At 64.9% G+C, this 15,711-nt stretch carries 14 protein-coding genes; 10 read left to right on the forward strand and 4 right to left on the reverse strand.

From position 1 onward, the window contains the following. Window positions 1-108: 108 nt before the first annotated feature. From HNS03_RS09590 to HNS03_RS09610, 5 genes are all read left to right on the forward strand, one after another. On the forward strand, window positions 109-609 hold the full coding sequence (locus HNS03_RS09590) for a hypothetical protein (RefSeq protein WP_367194849.1): 501 nt from the start codon (window positions 109-111) through the stop codon (window positions 607-609). Continuing rightward, window positions 590-2,329 carry a sensor histidine kinase gene (locus HNS03_RS09595; RefSeq protein ID WP_367194850.1) on the forward strand — a complete coding sequence of 580 codons (1,740 nt, stop codon included), beginning with the start codon at window positions 590-592 and terminating at the stop codon, window positions 2,327-2,329. The genes HNS03_RS09590 and HNS03_RS09595 overlap by 20 nt, the downstream gene beginning before the upstream one ends. Continuing rightward, a complete protein-coding gene (locus HNS03_RS09600) occupies window positions 2,326-2,721 on the forward strand; it encodes a response regulator (RefSeq protein ID WP_367194852.1) in 396 nt (131 codons plus the stop codon). The genes HNS03_RS09595 and HNS03_RS09600 overlap by 4 nt, the downstream gene beginning before the upstream one ends. Before the next feature lie 75 nt (window positions 2,722-2,796). Continuing rightward, window positions 2,797-4,035, forward strand: a complete 1,239-nt coding sequence (locus tag HNS03_RS09605; protein WP_367194854.1) for an EAL domain-containing protein — start codon at window positions 2,797-2,799, stop codon at window positions 4,033-4,035. Between the two features lies 1 nt (window position 4,036). After that, a complete protein-coding gene (locus HNS03_RS09610; RefSeq protein WP_367194855.1) occupies window positions 4,037-4,807 on the forward strand; it encodes a response regulator in 771 nt (256 codons plus the stop codon). A 105-nt stretch (window positions 4,808-4,912) separates the two neighbouring features. On the opposite strand, the gene HNS03_RS09615 is transcribed toward HNS03_RS09610, so the two are convergent. Further along, window positions 4,913-5,659, reverse strand: a complete 747-nt coding sequence (locus tag HNS03_RS09615; protein WP_367194857.1) for a GntR family transcriptional regulator — start codon at window positions 5,657-5,659, stop codon at window positions 4,913-4,915. A gap of 428 nt (window positions 5,660-6,087) precedes the next feature. On the opposite strand from HNS03_RS09615, the gene HNS03_RS09620 reads away from it, so the two are divergent. Next, entirely contained in the window at window positions 6,088-7,194 is a 1,107-nt protein-coding gene (locus tag HNS03_RS09620; protein ID WP_367194858.1) for a cobalamin-independent methionine synthase II family protein, read from the forward strand. A gap of 78 nt (window positions 7,195-7,272) precedes the next feature. Here the strand turns inward: HNS03_RS09620 and HNS03_RS09625 are convergent, their stop codons facing one another. Beyond that, window positions 7,273-7,755, reverse strand: a complete 483-nt coding sequence (locus HNS03_RS09625; RefSeq protein ID WP_367194860.1) for an MgtC/SapB family protein — start codon at window positions 7,753-7,755, stop codon at window positions 7,273-7,275. A 267-nt stretch (window positions 7,756-8,022) separates the two neighbouring features. Here HNS03_RS09625 and HNS03_RS09630 point away from each other — a divergent pair, with 267 nt between their 5' ends. Next, window positions 8,023-8,217, forward strand: coding sequence for a PLDc N-terminal domain-containing protein (locus HNS03_RS09630; RefSeq protein WP_367194862.1), 195 nt, complete (start codon window positions 8,023-8,025; stop codon window positions 8,215-8,217). A gap of 127 nt (window positions 8,218-8,344) precedes the next feature. Beyond that, window positions 8,345-9,370, forward strand: coding sequence for a sodium:calcium antiporter (locus HNS03_RS09635; protein WP_367194863.1), 1,026 nt, complete (start codon window positions 8,345-8,347; stop codon window positions 9,368-9,370). Window positions 9,371-9,402: 32 nt separating this feature from the next. Here the strand turns inward: HNS03_RS09635 and HNS03_RS09640 are convergent, their stop codons facing one another. Then, complete coding sequence (locus HNS03_RS09640; protein ID WP_367194865.1) at window positions 9,403-10,497, reverse strand: AI-2E family transporter; 1,095 nt, start codon at window positions 10,495-10,497, stop codon at window positions 9,403-9,405. A 188-nt stretch (window positions 10,498-10,685) separates the two neighbouring features. Here HNS03_RS09640 and HNS03_RS09645 point away from each other — a divergent pair, with 188 nt between their 5' ends. Both HNS03_RS09645 and HNS03_RS09650 read left to right on the forward strand, forming a co-directional pair. Further along, window positions 10,686-11,054: a YrhK family protein gene (locus tag HNS03_RS09645; RefSeq protein ID WP_367194866.1), complete on the forward strand. Its 369-nt coding sequence runs from the start codon at window positions 10,686-10,688 to the stop codon at window positions 11,052-11,054. An 18-nt stretch (window positions 11,055-11,072) separates the two neighbouring features. Continuing rightward, entirely contained in the window at window positions 11,073-11,666 is a 594-nt protein-coding gene (locus HNS03_RS09650) for a DedA family protein (RefSeq protein ID WP_367194868.1), read from the forward strand. Here HNS03_RS09650 and HNS03_RS09655 read toward each other — a convergent pair. After that, the gene (locus HNS03_RS09655) at window positions 11,663-15,298 is read right to left on the reverse strand and encodes a hydantoinase B/oxoprolinase family protein (protein WP_367194870.1); all 3,636 of its coding nucleotides are present in this window, start codon (window positions 15,296-15,298) and stop codon (window positions 11,663-11,665) included. The two genes, HNS03_RS09650 and HNS03_RS09655, sit on opposite strands and share 4 nt — an antisense overlap. Window positions 15,299-15,711 lie beyond the last annotated feature (413 nt).

Here is a 15,711-nt window from a genome sequence, read left to right on the forward strand (position 1 = left end):
CGACAACACGATTGGACAACCAACGCGCCGACAGCGGGCCGCCCTTTTTGCGGGATGCAGCGGGCTTGTTCCGCGTCGACCGGCCCCAACCGCCTTCGAAGGCCCGAGATGTTGAGACGACTTGCACGCATTGCCGCTCTCTTTGCCGGCCTGACGGCTACTGGCGCGGCGCTGGCCGCACCGATCGACACACCGCTCACGCTGCGTTGGAAGGACGTAAACGGGACGGTCGTCGCCGAAAAGACCCTCGGCGTGGACGAGGTCGAGGCGCTGCCGCAGACCACGATCGAGACCGCCACCCCTTGGACCCACGACATGCGGACCTTCGTCGGACCGAGTATCGCGGTCCTCGCCAAACTCGCTCCGCATCCCGTCGCCGAGGCCACCTTCGTCGCCCTCAACGATTATACCGCGACGCTCGAACCCGCCGATTGGACCGAGCGCGGAGCCATTCTCGCAGTTCGCCACAACGGCGAATTGATGCCGGTGCGCGACAAGGGCCCGTACTGGGTCGTCTATCCGCTGAGCTCACATCCCGAGCTCGATACGCAATTCTATCATGGGCGTATGGTTTGGCAGGTCAAAGCCGTTGACTTCCTCGTCGAGTAGCAAGGTTCCGGCCTGGTCGCGCACGCTCACCATCGTGCTGGTGGTGACGACGCTCGGCATGTTTGCCAGCACCGCCCTGCTTTATTGGCAACAAGAGCGCAGCCGCCAGGCGCTTGCCGTGTCGATCCGAACGTCCGGCTGGGTCGCCTATCAGGCACAATTGGAGCTGGTGAAATCCCTCGCCGCGCTTCGAATTGCCACGCTCGATCCTTCGGCGTCGGAAGTCGACAACGTGCACCTGCGGCTCGCCATCCTCCGCTCGCGGCTGCCGCTGCTTTACGACTCGGAGGAGGGCCGGCTGCTGCCGGACATCGAAAACTATGCGTCGCTGTTCAAGCGCTATGAAAACCTGATCGACGATTTTCTCGACGGGCAGCACACGCAGAACACCTTCGAGATGCGGGGAGAGATGGAGCGGCTCGCAAACGAGCTGGACGATCTGCTGCCCCCGCTGCAAACGGTTCTGCAATCGGCGATCGCCTATAACGACGAGATCTACCGACGCGAGCAGGAGCTGGCGAACAATTCGGCGATCGTGCCGCTGTCCTTGCTGTTCCTGTCCGGCGGACTGCTGATCGTGTTCCTGTTCGTTCAGACGGTGCGGGACCGCAATCGGCTGTTGGCCGTGCAGGAAGCCGAAGCCGAAGCGGAGGTCGTGCGCACCAACCTCCGGGCACTGATCGAAGCGATACCGGCCGTGGTGATCGTTTACGATACCGCCAACCGGCAAATCTCCTTCATCAACGGCTTTGCGCTCGCACTCATTAACCCGTCTCCGGATCATCCCGACTGGCAGCGCTTCATGGAAGCCGCCCAGACCGTCCTCTCGACCTGCAGCCAATCCAGCGGCTGGGGCTCGTTTACCTTCCAACGCGAAGACGGCTCGATCATCGCCTTGCGGGGGAGCTGCCGCAGCGTGATGTGGGAGCGCCGGCCGCAATGTCTGTTCGCCCTGGGCGATACGACCCAGATCCAGGACGCCGAATACCAGATCATGCAGGCGGCGAAGCTCTCCACCCTGGGTGAAATGGCGTCGGCCATCGCCCATGAAATCAACCAGCCGCTGGCCGTGATCCGGATGGCGGCGGCCAACGCCCGGCGCCATCTCGCCAACGGGGAGATCGAGCCCGTCTCGGCCAAGCTCGCGCGCATCGACGAACAGGTCGAACGCGCCAAGCGGATCACGGACCAGGTGCGCCGCTACGGCAGGAAGCCCTCCCTGCGCTCGTCGCGCTTTCCGCTTTCCCGCGCCATCGATCTCGCGATCGGATTCGTGGCCGAACAATATCGCATGGCCTCGATCCGCCTGAATCTGGATCTCGACTTTTCGCCCGATGCCGAAGTCGAAGGCGAACAGACGCTGTTCGAACAGGTGATCGTCAACCTGCTCCTGAATGCGCGCGATGCCTTCGAGATGTCCGATATTCCCGAGGCCGCACGCGCGGTTAGCATTAGCGGAACGTCGAGCGAATCGGACATTCGCCTGATCGTGGAGGACACGGCCGGCGGCATTCCGACCGAAATCCTGAGCGACATTTTCGAGCCGTTCACGACGACCAAGCCGGACGACAAGGGGACGGGCCTGGGCCTGTCCCTGTCGCGAAGCATCGTTCGCAAGATGAGCGGCGAGATCGTCGCCACCAACGTGCCCGGCGGGGCGTGCTTCACGATCTCGCTGCCGGCGCCACGACCCTTGGAACTCGATCGAAGCGCGGCATGACCACCGATCGCTCCATCCTTCTATGCGACGATGAAGTCGAGATCGCCGAAGAACTGGCCGAGCTGTTCGAGAGCTTCGGGTGGCGCGTTCGCCTGTGCCATAGCGCTGCGGCGGCAAAGCGGATCTTGCTTGAGGCAATGCAACCCCATTGCCTGATCACGGATCTGCGCCTCGACGATGCCGACGGCACCTCCCTCGTCGCATTTGCCCGCGGCTTGCCCGAAAATCTTCGACCCAAGCTTCACGCAATCATGACCGGCTATGTGGTCGACGACACCACGGCCGAAGATCTCGGCGTCGACGCGCTCTATCTGAAGCCCGTGGATCCGTTCGTCTTGATCGACGACATCGAGAAACGGCTTGCCAAACGCGGCGAACCGGGCAGCTCCTGATATCGGTCACGCCGTGTGATTTCGGGATTTTTGGATCCGGAACCGCCGTGATCCAGAAAGACGTGATCTCGGCACATGATCGAGCGCAACCCGAAACGCCGGGACATCCTCATCCTCGACGACGACGCAGATCTCGATGTCGAGCTCATCCAGATGCTGCGCGCAAACGGGCTCCTGGCCAACGCCGAGACCGATGCGACCCAGATCCGTCCTGATGACTTCGACAATGTGGACGTCCTGGTCCTCGACCTGAAACTCCCGAATGTCGACGGCACGGATATCCTGGCTCTGCTTCCGGATTGCTCCCGGCCACCGGCGTTGATCCTGACAACGGGCCAGGGAGAAGGCATGCTGCGCGCGGCCAGTATGGCGGCGGAGCGGGCCGGACTGACGGTCCTCGGCGCCCTGCCGAAACCGTTTGACCCCGATGCCCTGCTTGCCCTTCTAAACGCCGAAAATCGCGCGCCATTGGCTCGCCCCGAGAATGCGCTGTCCGACGACGATATTCGCGCCGCGCTCGTCACCGCCCTTGATCGCCGCAGCCTTCCCGTCGCCTTTCAACCGCTGGTCGACGCCGCCGCCCTTCGCTTCGAAGGGGCCGAGGCGCTGCTGGCCGGACATCTCGATCCCTTCGGTCCGATCGGTCCGGATCGGATCGTCGCAGTCGCCGCCGGCGATGTCGCGCTCCTGGTCCGGCTCACCCACGATGTCTTGCGTCAAGCCGCCAGCGCCTGTGCAGCCTGGACCGCCGCCGGGTTTTCCGGCGACGTCAGCGTCAACCTGCCTTTGGACGTCCTGCTGCAACCGGCCGAAGTCGACCGGTTTGCGGCCATCGTGGACGCCGCCGGCATCGCGCGCGGACGCGTGATCTTCGAATTGACGGAGGACGCGCTCTACGACACTTCCGCCGCCGCTTTGGGCGCCTTGATCAAGTTGCGGTTGGCCGGCTTCGCATTGGCGCTCGACGACGTCGGGCAGCGCCAGAGCGGCCTTCTTCAGCTCGCAAATCTACCCGTGACGGAAATGAAGATCGATCTGGAGCTGGTTCGCGCCGCGCGAACCTGGGAGAAGGCACGCAACATCTTCTCTTCGCTCGGCGACCTGGGACACCGGCTCGGCCTCACCATCGTTGCCGAAGGCGTCGAGACAAAGGAAGATCTTGCCCTCGCCCGGCGAAATAAGGTCCACTATGTTCAAGGATACCTGATTTCACGCAAGAAGCCTCTTCGGGAGTTGATTGCGATGTTGCCTGTGTTGGCGTCGAACTTGACCGACGGCTCGAAGAGCCAACGCGAGACGGGGCGAGAGGCGTAGAATGCCGGAGGACGAGGCTCCGATTCGCGTATTGTTGGTGGATGACGATCTGCCGGTGCTGGAAGAGCTCGGCGAAGGGCTGGAGGCGCTCGGCCACCCGGCACGTCAGGCCACGACCGCCAATCAGGCGCTGGAGCTGGTGGACCGCCACCCGGAGCTGCAGGTCGTCGTAACCGACATTCAAATGCCCCAGATCGACGGCATCGAGCTGTTGCAGAAATTCGCCTATCGCCGGAAACGACGCCCGCTGACGGCCATCGTGATCACCGGCAACGCCTCGCTCGACCGCGCCGTCGCCGCCTTGCGGCTCCACGCCGTCGACTTCCTGCAAAAGCCGGTCATGCCGGAAGAAGTCGCCCATGCGATCGATCGGGCGCTGACGCTGGCGCAAGAGCTACAGACCCAGCAAGCCATCGCCGCGCCGATCACCGCCACGCCGGACTATCTGCGCGCCCTGATTGCGGCCCGCTCCGACCGCGATTCGATCTTCGATCCGAATCTGTTTTCCGATCCCGCCTGGGACATGCTCCTGGACCTGGCGCTGGCGGAGGCGTGCGGACGTCCGATTTCCGTCACGAGCCTTTGCCTGGCCTCGCGGGCTCCCACGACGACGGCGCTGCGCCGCATCGACGATCTCCAGGATTCCGGTCTCATCGAGCGCATTCCCGACCAGGCGGACCGCCGGCGCATTACGGTGCGACTGACGGACAGCGGCCGCGAACGCATGGAAGAATATACCAAGCGGCAGATGAAACGGATGGCGGGCCAATAGAGCGTTTCCAGACCAAGTGGAAACCGGCTGGCTGTCCGGAAACGCGTCGAAATTATACGCTCGACCCGCTCCGCGAGCTTGAGAAAAGCGGAAGCGGAGGCAGCTTTACCCCTTCACCAGGGAGAGACCCGGCACCTTGGTCATCAGCTTGCGATTCTCGATGACATGATCGAGATTTTGCCGGGCCAGCCGGGCATGTTCGCGAGCCAGCGCTTCCGCACGCCCGCCTTCGCGCATTTCGATGGCGTTGAGGATCGCCCGGTGCTGCGCCTGGCCGATCACCAGCGAGGCGCGAAACTGCGGGATTTCCGCTTGCACTTCCAGAAAGGCGCTCGGCCCTGAGAAAGGCAGGCTCGTGACCCGCTCCAGCTCGCGGCGGACCATTTCGCTTCCCGCAAGCCCTTTCAGCGTCTCATGAAATTCCTGATTGCGAGCAATATAGGCGGGAAAATTCAGATCCTCGGCCGGCACGCCGACGATCTCGTCAAGCTCGTCCATCAGCGTATGCAGGGTGGCGAGACGGGCCGGCGCGACGCCGCGCTCCGCTGCCAGACGCGCCGCAGTCCCCTCCAGCACGCCCCTGAGCTCGATCGCGTCGACGATATCGGCCGCAGTGAAGATCCGCACCGCGTAGCCACCGGAGGGAATCGCCTCCAAAATCCCTTCCTGCTCCAATCGGGCAAGCGCTGCGCGCACCGGTGTCCGCGACAGCCCCAGCCGCTCCGACACCGTGATTTCCGACAGCCGTTCGCCGGGCATCACCTCGCCGGAAAACACCAGTTCGCGAATCCCCATGATCGCCTTGACCGACTGGGTGGCCGCGCGTTCGGTCTGGGGGGGCTTAGAGGCCATGTTACTCCTCGGTTCCAATCGACGATCGCCGGTTTCCGCCGGTCCGTTTCGCCGCGCGTGCACGCTGGCCAAGCGGGTGCGACGCCACCGCACAGTTTGCCTTTTTCACCTCGCGCTGCACACATTGCGCGCAGGATGCCGGCCCCACCTTCGCGACTGACCGGCCGGATCGCCAATGTCATATTGGCTAGAATCCTGGAAAATCGGCCTCGCTTTCCCGTCAAACCGCGACCCTGCGCAGAGCCGCAAAGTCGAACGCAGATCGGGCGCAGACTAGCGAATGTATCCGGCTTGTGTACAGGTTGACCTTCCTCAGAGCAAGGCCGATAACCTCCGCGACGCTGCGGCCCCGCAAGCCGCCGGTGCTATGCGCCTGCACAAGGTGACCATGCACCTTCTTGAATGCGAACCGATGGGAAGGATACGCGATGTCCACAAAAATTCCGTTCCGCGCCGACCAGGTCGGTAGCCTGCTCCGCCCCCAGAAGCTCAAGGACGCCCGCGCGGCGCATGAGGCCGGAGATCTCGATGCCGCCGGCTTGAAGGCGGTCGAGGACGCCTGCATCCGCGATGCCGTCGCGCATCAGGAGCGCGCCGGCCTGAAGGCGGTCACGGACGGCGAGTTCCGTCGGTCCTGGTGGCATTTCGACTTTCTCGCCGGTCTTGAGGGCGTCGAGCTCGTCAAAGGCGAGAAGTCGATCCAGTTCACCGGCGTGAAGACGCGCTCGGAAAGCCCCGCCATCACTGGCAAGGTCGATTTTGGCGACCACTATATGCTTGACCACTTTCGCTTTCTGAAAGAGGTGGCGACGGTCACCCCGAAGATGACCATCCCGTCGCCGTCGGTGCTGCATTTCCGCGGCGGCCGCAAGGCGATTTCCAAGGACGTCTATCCCGATCTCGATGCCTTCTTCGCCGATACGGCGGAGGCTTACGCCAAGGCAGTCAAGGGCTTCTACGACGCCGGCTGCCGCTATCTGCAGTTCGACGACACCGTCTGGGCCTATCTGTGCTCGGAAAAGGAAATGCAGGCGGCGCGCGAGCGTGGCGACAATCCGGACGGCCTGCAGGAAGTCTACGCCGACATGATCAACCATGCGCTGAAGGCCAAGCCCGCGGACATGACGATCACGACCCATGTCTGCCGCGGCAACTTCCGCTCGAGCTGGATCTCCGAGGGCGGCTACGAGCCCGTCGCCGAAACGCTGCTGTCGAAGATCAACTATGACGGCTACTTCCTGGAGTACGATTCCGACCGTGCCGGCGGCTTCGAGCCGCTGCGCTTCCTGCCGAAGGGCGACAAGCGCGTGGTGCTCGGCCTGATCACCTCCAAGTCGGGCGACCTGGAAAGCCGCGGCGACGTTCTGGCGCGGATCGAGGAAGCGCAGAAATACGCGCCGCTCGACCAGTTCTGCCTGTCGCCCCAGTGCGGTTTTGCCTCCACCGAGGAAGGCAACATCCTCACCGAGGAACAGCAGTGGAAGAAGCTGGAGTTCATCGTCGATATCGCCAAGGAAGTCTGGGGCGAGATCTGATTGGCATCCGCCACAGCACTCACGAGACGCCGGCCTTCGGGCCGGCGTTTTCGTTCGCAGCCCCCGACCGGACGTGCCTTATCCGCTGTCCTTGTCGATCGCGTTGTCGACGACCTTGAGAAACACGATCACGATCACGCCGATCACGGTCGCCACCCCCGCAATCTGCAGGTAGCCGAGCCCGCTTGCCGTTCCAAGCGCGCCGGCCAGCCAAAGGCCGGCCCCGGTCGTCAGGCCATGCACCTGCCGCCCGGAGCGAATGATCGTACCGGCCGCTAGGAAGGCGACGCCGGTGGTCACGGCGACCAGAACCCGGGTCGGATCGAGCCGGATTCGATCGGGATTGGAAAGCGCCCCTTCCAGAAACTCGATCATCAAGACGGCGAACACGGCCGACGCCAGCGCCACCAGCATATGAGTCCTGAGCCCCGCAGCGTGTTGCCCGCGCTCGCGCTCGAAACCGATCACTCCGCCGAGGATCGCGGCAAGCGCCAGGCGAACCGAGACTTCCCACAGCGGGATCGCCGTCGGCTCAACGAAGGAAAAGACGCCGTCGTCCATCTACCCCTCCAGTCCGCTTCGCCGCGCAGGCTTGCGTTTCGCTTATCCGGCACGACGCCCAACGGAATATGACGCGCGCGCCTCGTTCCGTTGGCAAACGTCGACCTTCCAACACCCGTTCCCGTGACCGGCGGCTTCCGCTTCGCAAAGGGAACCGACCGGGCCGCCCCGACGTTGGGTGAGCGAACCACATCTTTGCCGCATTCGGTCGAGCCTCGCGCCCGGCCCCGATCGGCGATCCGCGCGACCACTTGAGGAGATGACACGATGGGCCCGGAATTTGGCGGCATTCTCGGACTGATCATTCTCGTTCTGGACATCTACGCGATCATCAAGATCGTCGGGTCCGGCGCGTCCACCGGCGCCAAGATTCTGTGGATCATCATCATCCTGGTTCTGCCGCTGATCGGCCTGATCCTGTGGCTGCTTCTCGGCCCGTCCAAGCCCGCCCTCAGCCGCTGACGTCCCATTTGAGGTTCATCACCGAAAGCCGTTCCGCCTGATCTGATCGCGGACCGCCTCGAACTCATCATTTTGACACCCCCTCCGCCGGCCGGCTTCGGACTTCAAAGCCGGCGCAGAGGACAAGATGCTCGATCAGCCCGTCGTCGCCCTAGCCGCCTTTCTCGCGTCGGCCGCCGTGATCATGGCGGCCGGCGTCCGCATGTCCGGCGTCGCCGACCGGATCGCCGACCGCACCGGCCTCGGCGAAGCGATGATCGGTGGCGTGCTCCTGGGCGCCAGCACCTCGCTGTCGGGAACGGTCACCTCCGTCACCGCCGCCTGGCAAGGACACGCAGATCTCGCGGTCTCCAACGCGATCGGCGGGATTGCGGCCCAGACCGTCTTTCTCGCGCTCGCCGATCTGATCTATCGACGCAGCAATCTGGAGCACGCCGCCGCCTCGGAGACCAACCTGATCCAGGGCACGCTCCTGATCGTGCTTTTGTCGATCCCGGCACTCGCCATGGTCACGCCGGGCTTTTCCCTGTTCGCGATCCATCCGGTCACGCCGCTCCTGATCGCGATCTACGTCTACGGGCTGCGCCTCTCCCACGCCGCCGTCGAACACCCAATGTGGGTGCCGCGCAGAACGCGCGAGACGCGCGACGACGTGCCCGACGAAGAGGACGAAGACGCCGCCAGCACCAAGAGGCTGTTCGTCGAATTCGCCGGCCTGCTGCTTGCGGTCGGCATCACCGGCTGGGTGCTGGCGCGCGCCGGCGTGACGATTGCCGAATGGACCGGGCTGTCGGAAACCCTTGTCGGCGCACTCCTGACCGCCGTCACGACCTCGCTGCCGGAGCTCGTCACCACGCTGGCCGCGGTGCGCCGGGGGGCCCTGCAGCTCGCCGTCGGCGGGATCATCGGTGGCAACACCTTCGACGTCCTGTTCCTCGTCTTCTCCGACCTGGCCTATCGGGACGGCTCGATCTTCCACGCCGTGGGCGAGCGGGCGCTGTTCCTGCTGGTCTGGTCGATCCTGATGACCGCCATCCTGCTTCTTGGACTGATCCGCCGGGAACGCCACGGCATCGCCGGCATCGGCTTCGAAAGCGCCGCTCTCCTGGCCGTGTTCGCCGGCGGGGTCGCCGTCCAGGTGGCGCTCGGGTAGCGCGGTCCAAAGCACGCCGTCGCCGCTCTCCCTCAGCCTGCGTCCCCAGATGCCCTGTTGCGGAAATAGGTCTCGTTCAACACCGTCATGCCGATCGCGGTCAGCGGCGTGGCGAGCGCGATGCCGAGCAGTCCGAACAAGGTGCCCATCACGAGCTGGGCGACCAGCACCACGGCCGGCAGCAGAAACACCGTCCGGTGCTGCACGATAGGGGTCAGCAGATAACTCTCCACCGTCTGCACGACGAGATAGAGGCCGAGCACCCAGAGCGTGAGCTGCCAGCTCTCCGACAGGGCGACGAGCCCCATCGCGATCCCGCCGACCACCGGGCCGAGAAACGGCACGAAGGCGGCAAGCCCCGCAAACACCGCAAGGAAGAGCGCGAGCGGTACGCCGAGCACGATCAGCCCCAAATAGCTGAGCACGCCCACGATCAGCATCGATATCCCCTTGCCGATCAGCCAACGCCGCAACACCGACCCGGTGCTCGACACCAGCCGGCGCACGCCGTCCTGTTGGGACCGCGGAGCGAAACGAACGAGACCGTTGGCATAGTCTTCCGGCGCGGCCGCTAGATAGATCCCGACGACGACCACGACGAGCACGCTGCCCAGGGTGCCCAGCACGCTGGAAAGCGCGGCCGTCGCTCCCGACAAAATCCCGCTCGGGCCCGGCAGCATGCCTTCGAGGCCGTTGCCGCCGTCGCCGCCGCCCGGCATCAGCTGGTCCAGACCCGACACCGAGGACCGCAGCCGATCCAACCCGGCCTCCACCTGTCCGAGCACGCCGGCGAGCTGATCGGCCAATGTCGGACCGGCGAACACGATGGCCGCCACCACGGCCGCCGCGATCACGGTCACCGCAAAGCTCAACCCGACCCAGCGCGGCAAGCCGATGGGCTCGGCCACCGCGTCGGCTGCGGCATCCAGGACGATCGCCAGCATGACGGCGCACAAGATCAGGAGTAGGACGCCGGACAGCTTCCAGATGGCGAAGCCCGCAAGCAGGACACCCGAGATCACCAGCGTGGCGTTGATCAGGCCGCGCCGATCGTAGAGCGCTCGGCTGGATCGGCTCTTGGCGGGCGCCTGCGTCTCCTCGCTGGCGGTATCGTCGCGCGCGTCCATGCTTCGGATCCCCTTTCGGGTTTTTGCGTTGCCTGATGGGCTCGTTCGAAATGATGCGGGCTACGAGAACTTGTCGGCCCCAGATCCGTTCCCGTCACGGGGCACGCGCCGTTGGATGGATCCCCGGGACATGGTCGTGCCGCCCGCGTTCGGCCCTGCTGACACGAAAGGTGCAAGAGGACACGCACATGGCTTTCGTCGGAAACGCCTTCAACGCCGGCAAGTTCACCGCCTCGGCGGCCCATCGCGCCATCTATCGCCGCTATGAGATCGCCTACACCTCCATCGACCTGCTCGCCGGCTTCACTTTCCTGATCGGGTCGATCCTGTTCTTTTGGAAGGCAACCGAAACGGCGGCGATCTGGCTGTTCGTGGTCGGGAGCCTGTTTTTCTTTTTGCGGCCGCTCGCTAGGATCGCCCGCGAACTGGAGCTTGCGCGGCTCCCGGTTCCCGAGGACGACGATGCGCGCCGCCCCGGTGCGGAGGATGTGGATGGGTCCGACCACGATGGTCGTCAGGCGTCCGACCGTGATCGCGCGCGCCGCGCCTACGGTTGATCGCGAGAGCCGGCGACCATGACAGCTTTTATCCGCCACGTCGTGGAAGAGTGGGGCGCCGCCGGTGTCGCCTTTCTCATGCTGTTGGAGAATGTGTTCCCGCCGCTGCCGTCGGAACTGATCCTGCCGCTCGCCGGCTATGCGGCGAGCCGCGGCGATGTCGCCCTACCAACCGTGCTGGCGGGGAGCATTGTCGGATCGGTCGCGGGCGCAACGGTCTGGTTCGTGCTCGCCGCCCAGGTGGGCAAGGCCGGCCTCCTCAGGCTTGCCCGGACCAACGGCCGCTGGCTGTCGCTCACCCCGGGTGATGTGGAAGCCGTCGACAACTGGTTCGACCGGCACGGCGGCAAGGCGGTGCTGCTTGGCCGGATGGTGCCAACCGTCCGTACCTTGATATCCGTCCCGGCGGCGCTTGCCGGCATGGGCTGGCGCCGCTTTCTCCTGTTCACGACGATCGGCTCCGCCGCCTGGTCTCTCCTCCTGGTCGTGGCGGGCTACTGGCTCGGCAGCGCCTACGCGGAAATCGGCACCGTGCTGTCGCCGATCTCCACCGTGATCGTCGCAGGGTTGATCCTCGTCTACCTCTACCGCGTGGCGACGTTTAAGCCCTAACTCTGTCCGTCTTTGAGTTGACCATAACCGCCGCCGGTCGGCGTGGTCACGATCACCGCCTCACCGGGACCGATCACCGTCTGGTCGGTGCCGTCCAAGGTCTCGACCGATCCATCGATCCGGCGCACGCACGTGCTCCCGGTCCGTCCCGGTTCTCCGCCGGCAAGCCCGTGCGGAGGGACATGGCGGTGCGACGACAGGATCGCGCAATCCATCTCCTCCAGGAAGCGCAGAGTGCGCTCCGTTCCGGCGCCGGACGTCCATTTGCCGTGCCCGCCAGAGCCTACACGCACGTGGAAGTCCTCCACCACCACCGGATAGCGGAACTCCAGCACCTCCGGATCGGTCAGCCGCGAATTGGTCATGTGGACATGGACCGCGTCGGTGCCATCGAAGCCGGGCCCTGCCGGCGAGCCGGAGCAGATGGTCTCGTAGTACTGGTAGCGATCGTTGCCGAAGGTGAGGTTGTTCATGGTGCCCTGGGCCGACGACATGGCGTCCAACGCCCCGAACAGGCAATTCGTCACCTGCTGGCTGGTTTCCACGTTGCCCGCCACCACGGGTGCGGGATAGCGCGGCGACAGCATGGTGCCTTCCGGAATGACGATGTTGATCGGCCTCAGGCAACCGGCATTCATCGGGATGTCGCCTTCCACCATCACGCGGAAACAGTAGAGCACCGCCGCCCGGGTGACCGGCTCCGGGGCATTGAAGTTGGAATATTGCTCCTCAGACGTGCCGGTGAAATCCACGGTCGCCTCGCGGGTCTCCTTGTCGACGCTGATGGCGACCTTGATCACCGCGCCCTGGTCGGTGGTGACTTCGAACGCCGAATCCGACAAGGCGTCGATGACCTGGCGCACGCTTTCGGCCGCGTTGTCCTGGACGTGGCCCATATAGGCCTCCACCACGTCGAGGCCGAATTGATCGACCATCTTGCGCAGCTCCTGCACCCCGCGCTCGTTGGCCGCGATCTGAGCCTTGAGATCGGCGACATTCTGCGCCGGATTGCGACAGGGATAGGGGTGATCCGTCAGGAGGTCGTAGGTTTCCGCCTCCCGGAAACGACCCTGGTCGACCAGCTTGAAGTTGTCGATCAGCACCCCTTCCTCGTCGACCGTGGTCGCCCGCGGCGTCATGGAGCCGGGCGCGGTGCCGCCGACGTCGGCATGGTGGCCGCGGCTCGCCACATAGAACAGAAGCTCGTTGCCAGCCTCGCCGAACACGGGCGTGACCACGGTGATGTCCGGCAGGTGGGTGCCGCCATTGTAGGGCGCGTTCAGGGCGAACACGTCGCCAGGCCGAATCCGGCCGTCATTCTGCTCGATAATGCTTTCGACCGAGCGATCCATGGAGCCCAGATGCACCGGCATGTGCGGCGCGTTGGCCACCAGCGCGCCAGTGCGGTCGAACACTGCGCAGGAGAAGTCCAGCCGCTCCTTGATGTTCACCGAGGAGGCGGTGTTCTGCAGCGTCACGCCCATCTGCTCGGCGATCGACATGAAGAGGTTGTTGAAGACCTCCAGCATGACCGGATCGGCATCGGTGCCGAGCGCGGTGCGCGCCGGCAACGCTTCCACCCGCTCCAGAACCACATGATTCCTAGGCGTGATGCGCGCCGCCCAGCCGGGCTCGATCACGATGGTCTGATGATCCTCGATCAGCAGTGCCGGGCCCGCGATCCGGCCGCCGGGGCGGGCGCCGTCGCGATGATAGATCCCGGCCGGATGCCACTCGCCGCCGGAAAAGAAGCGGGTGGTGGAAGACCGCGCCGGCGGCTCGTCTCCGGCCGGCAGATCCTCTTCGGCCAGATCGGCACCGCCACCAAGCGCCTCCACCTCCAGCGCCTCGACCACCACCGGACGATCCTCGAACACGAACCCGAACTGGCGCCGATGGGCGGTAGCGAAATCCGCCGCCATGGCGTCGCGTTCGGCGAAGGCGACCGGCAACGCAGTGTCGGTCCCGTCGTAACGCAGATGACAGCGCACATCGACGGTGACGTCCGCGTCGGCGACGCCCTGGCGCTCCAGCTCGCCTGCGGCATCGCGCGAGAGCGCCTTCTTCAGCGCCTCCAACTCGCGCATCGTGGCCGGCTCCAACGGCTTCGCCACCGAGCGGGTCCGGTTCGCGCGCACATCGGCAAGCCCCATCCCGTAGGCCGATAAGACGCCGGAATAGGGATGCATCATTACTGTCGTCATCCCGAGCGCATCGGCCACCTTGCAGGCGTGCTGACCGCCGGCACCGCCGAAGCAGACCAGCGCATAGCCGGTGACGTCGTGGCCGCGCTGAACGGAAATCTTCTTGATCGCGTTCGCCATGTTCTCAACCGCGATCGTCAGAAAGCCGTCGGCGACTTCCGCCGCACTGCGGCCATCCCCGATCTCCGCCGCCACCGTCTCGAACCGCTCGCGCACGATTTCGATATCGATCGGCTGATCCTGATCGGGACCGAAAATCTTCGGAAACTCGTCCGGTAGAAGCTTTCCCACCATCACGTTGGCGTCGGTGACGGCGAGCGGGCCACCCCGGCGATAACAGGCCGGGCCGGGGTTGGCGCCGGCGCTGTCGGGACCGGCCCGAAAACGCGCGCCGTCATAGTGCAGGATAGAGCCGCCGCCGGCCGCCACCGTGTGGATCTGCATCATTGGCGCGCGGATGCGCACGCCGGCGACCTCTGTCTCCAGCGTCCGTTCCAGTTCGCCGGCATAGTGGGAGACGTCGGTCGACGTGCCCCCCATATCGAAGCCGATGACCCGATCGAACCCGGCGAGCTTCGCCGTCTCCACCGCACCGACCACGCCCCCGGCCGGCCCGGACAGGATGGCGTCCTTGCCCTGGAACAGGTTCGCCGCCGTCAGCCCACCCGACGACATCATGAACATGAGCCCGATGCCGCGTGTCGCCGCCGGACCGTCTTCGGCGCCCTCGTCGGTGAATGCCGCCGCCACCCGGTCGACATAACGCCTGAGGATCGGCGACAGGTAGGCGTCGACCACCGTGGTGTCGCCGCGCGGAACCAGCTTCATCAGCGGCGAGACCTGATGGCTCGCGGAGACCTGGGAGAAGCCGAGCGAGCGGGCCAGAGCCGCCACCAGCTTTTCGTGAGCCGGATAGGCATAGGCATGCATGAAGGCGATCGCGACCGCGTCGATGCCGTCCGCCTTGGCCGCCTCCAGTTCCGCGCGCACCGCGGCGAGGTCCGGTTCGGCCTCCACCGTGCCGTCGGCGAGAACCCGTTCTTCCACCTCGGCGACCCGCTCGTACAGCATCTCCGGCTTGACGATCACCTTGGCAAAGATGTCGGGGCGAGCCTGATGGCCGATCCGGAGCGCATCGCGAAAACCCCGACTGACAAGCAGAAGCGTGCGGTCGCCCTTGCGCTCAAGCAGCGCGTTGGTGGCGACCGTGGTCCCCATCTTGATGCCGGCGATCTGATCGGAGGGAATGGCCGCATCCGCCCCCAGATCCATCAACAGACGGATGCCATGGAGCGCGGCGTCCTCGTAGGCTTCCGGATTCTCCGACAGGATCTTGCGGGCTTCGAACTGTCCGCCCGGCGTGCGCGCCACGATGTCGGTGAACGTGCCGCCCCGATCGATCCAGAAGCTCCACTTGCCTGCGTCCATAGGTCAGATCCCTCGTGGTCCATACGCGTCCGCTACGGGGTCGCATCGAAGCGAAGCTGACGCGCGTTGTCCATGCCGGGATACAAACTGCGAGCGGGATGAGGAAAAGTGGGCACCGGTTTTCCGCCCGCATCCCGCTCTAAGAATGAAAGGCGATCAACTCATCCCTTCGGACAGGGTCCGAAGGGGTTGATCTTGCGGGATGAGGAAAAGTGGGCACCGGTTCCGCCCGCATCCCGCTCTAAGAATGAAAGGCGATCAACTCATCCCTTCGGACAGGGTCCGAAGGGGTTGATCTTGCGGGATGAGGAAAAGTGGGCACCGGTTTTCCGCCCGCATCCCGCTCTAAGAATGAAAGGCGATCAACTCATCCCTTCGGACAGGGTCCGAAGGGGTTGATCTTGCGGGATGAG

The organism is Amorphus sp. 3PC139-8 (assembly GCF_040750475.1).
In the GTDB taxonomy this organism is placed as follows: domain Bacteria; phylum Pseudomonadota; class Alphaproteobacteria; order Rhizobiales; family Amorphaceae; genus Amorphus.

Bases quoted from the DNA above. Each gene is read 5' to 3' on its own strand.
- HNS03_RS09590 (WP_367194849.1), top strand. From the start codon at position 109: ATGTTGAGACGACTTGCACGCATTGCCGCTCTCTTTGCCGGCCTGACG.
- HNS03_RS09600 (WP_367194852.1), top strand. From the start codon at position 2,326: ATGACCACCGATCGCTCCATCCTTCTATGCGACGATGAAGTCGAGATC.
- HNS03_RS09605 (WP_367194854.1), top strand. From the start codon at position 2,797: ATGATCGAGCGCAACCCGAAACGCCGGGACATCCTCATCCTCGACGAC.
- HNS03_RS09610 (WP_367194855.1), top strand. From the start codon at position 4,037: ATGCCGGAGGACGAGGCTCCGATTCGCGTATTGTTGGTGGATGACGAT.
- HNS03_RS09615 (WP_367194857.1), bottom strand. From the start codon at position 5,659: ATGGCCTCTAAGCCCCCCCAGACCGAACGCGCGGCCACCCAGTCGGTC.
- HNS03_RS09620 (WP_367194858.1), top strand. From the start codon at position 6,088: ATGTCCACAAAAATTCCGTTCCGCGCCGACCAGGTCGGTAGCCTGCTC.
- HNS03_RS09625 (WP_367194860.1), bottom strand. From the start codon at position 7,755: ATGGACGACGGCGTCTTTTCCTTCGTTGAGCCGACGGCGATCCCGCTG.
- HNS03_RS09630 (WP_367194862.1), top strand. From the start codon at position 8,023: ATGGGCCCGGAATTTGGCGGCATTCTCGGACTGATCATTCTCGTTCTG.
- HNS03_RS09635 (WP_367194863.1), top strand. From the start codon at position 8,345: ATGCTCGATCAGCCCGTCGTCGCCCTAGCCGCCTTTCTCGCGTCGGCC.
- HNS03_RS09640 (WP_367194865.1), bottom strand. From the start codon at position 10,497: ATGGACGCGCGCGACGATACCGCCAGCGAGGAGACGCAGGCGCCCGCC.
- HNS03_RS09645 (WP_367194866.1), top strand. From the start codon at position 10,686: ATGGCTTTCGTCGGAAACGCCTTCAACGCCGGCAAGTTCACCGCCTCG.
- HNS03_RS09650 (WP_367194868.1), top strand. From the start codon at position 11,073: ATGACAGCTTTTATCCGCCACGTCGTGGAAGAGTGGGGCGCCGCCGGT.
- HNS03_RS09655 (WP_367194870.1), bottom strand. From the start codon at position 15,298: ATGGACGCAGGCAAGTGGAGCTTCTGGATCGATCGGGGCGGCACGTTC.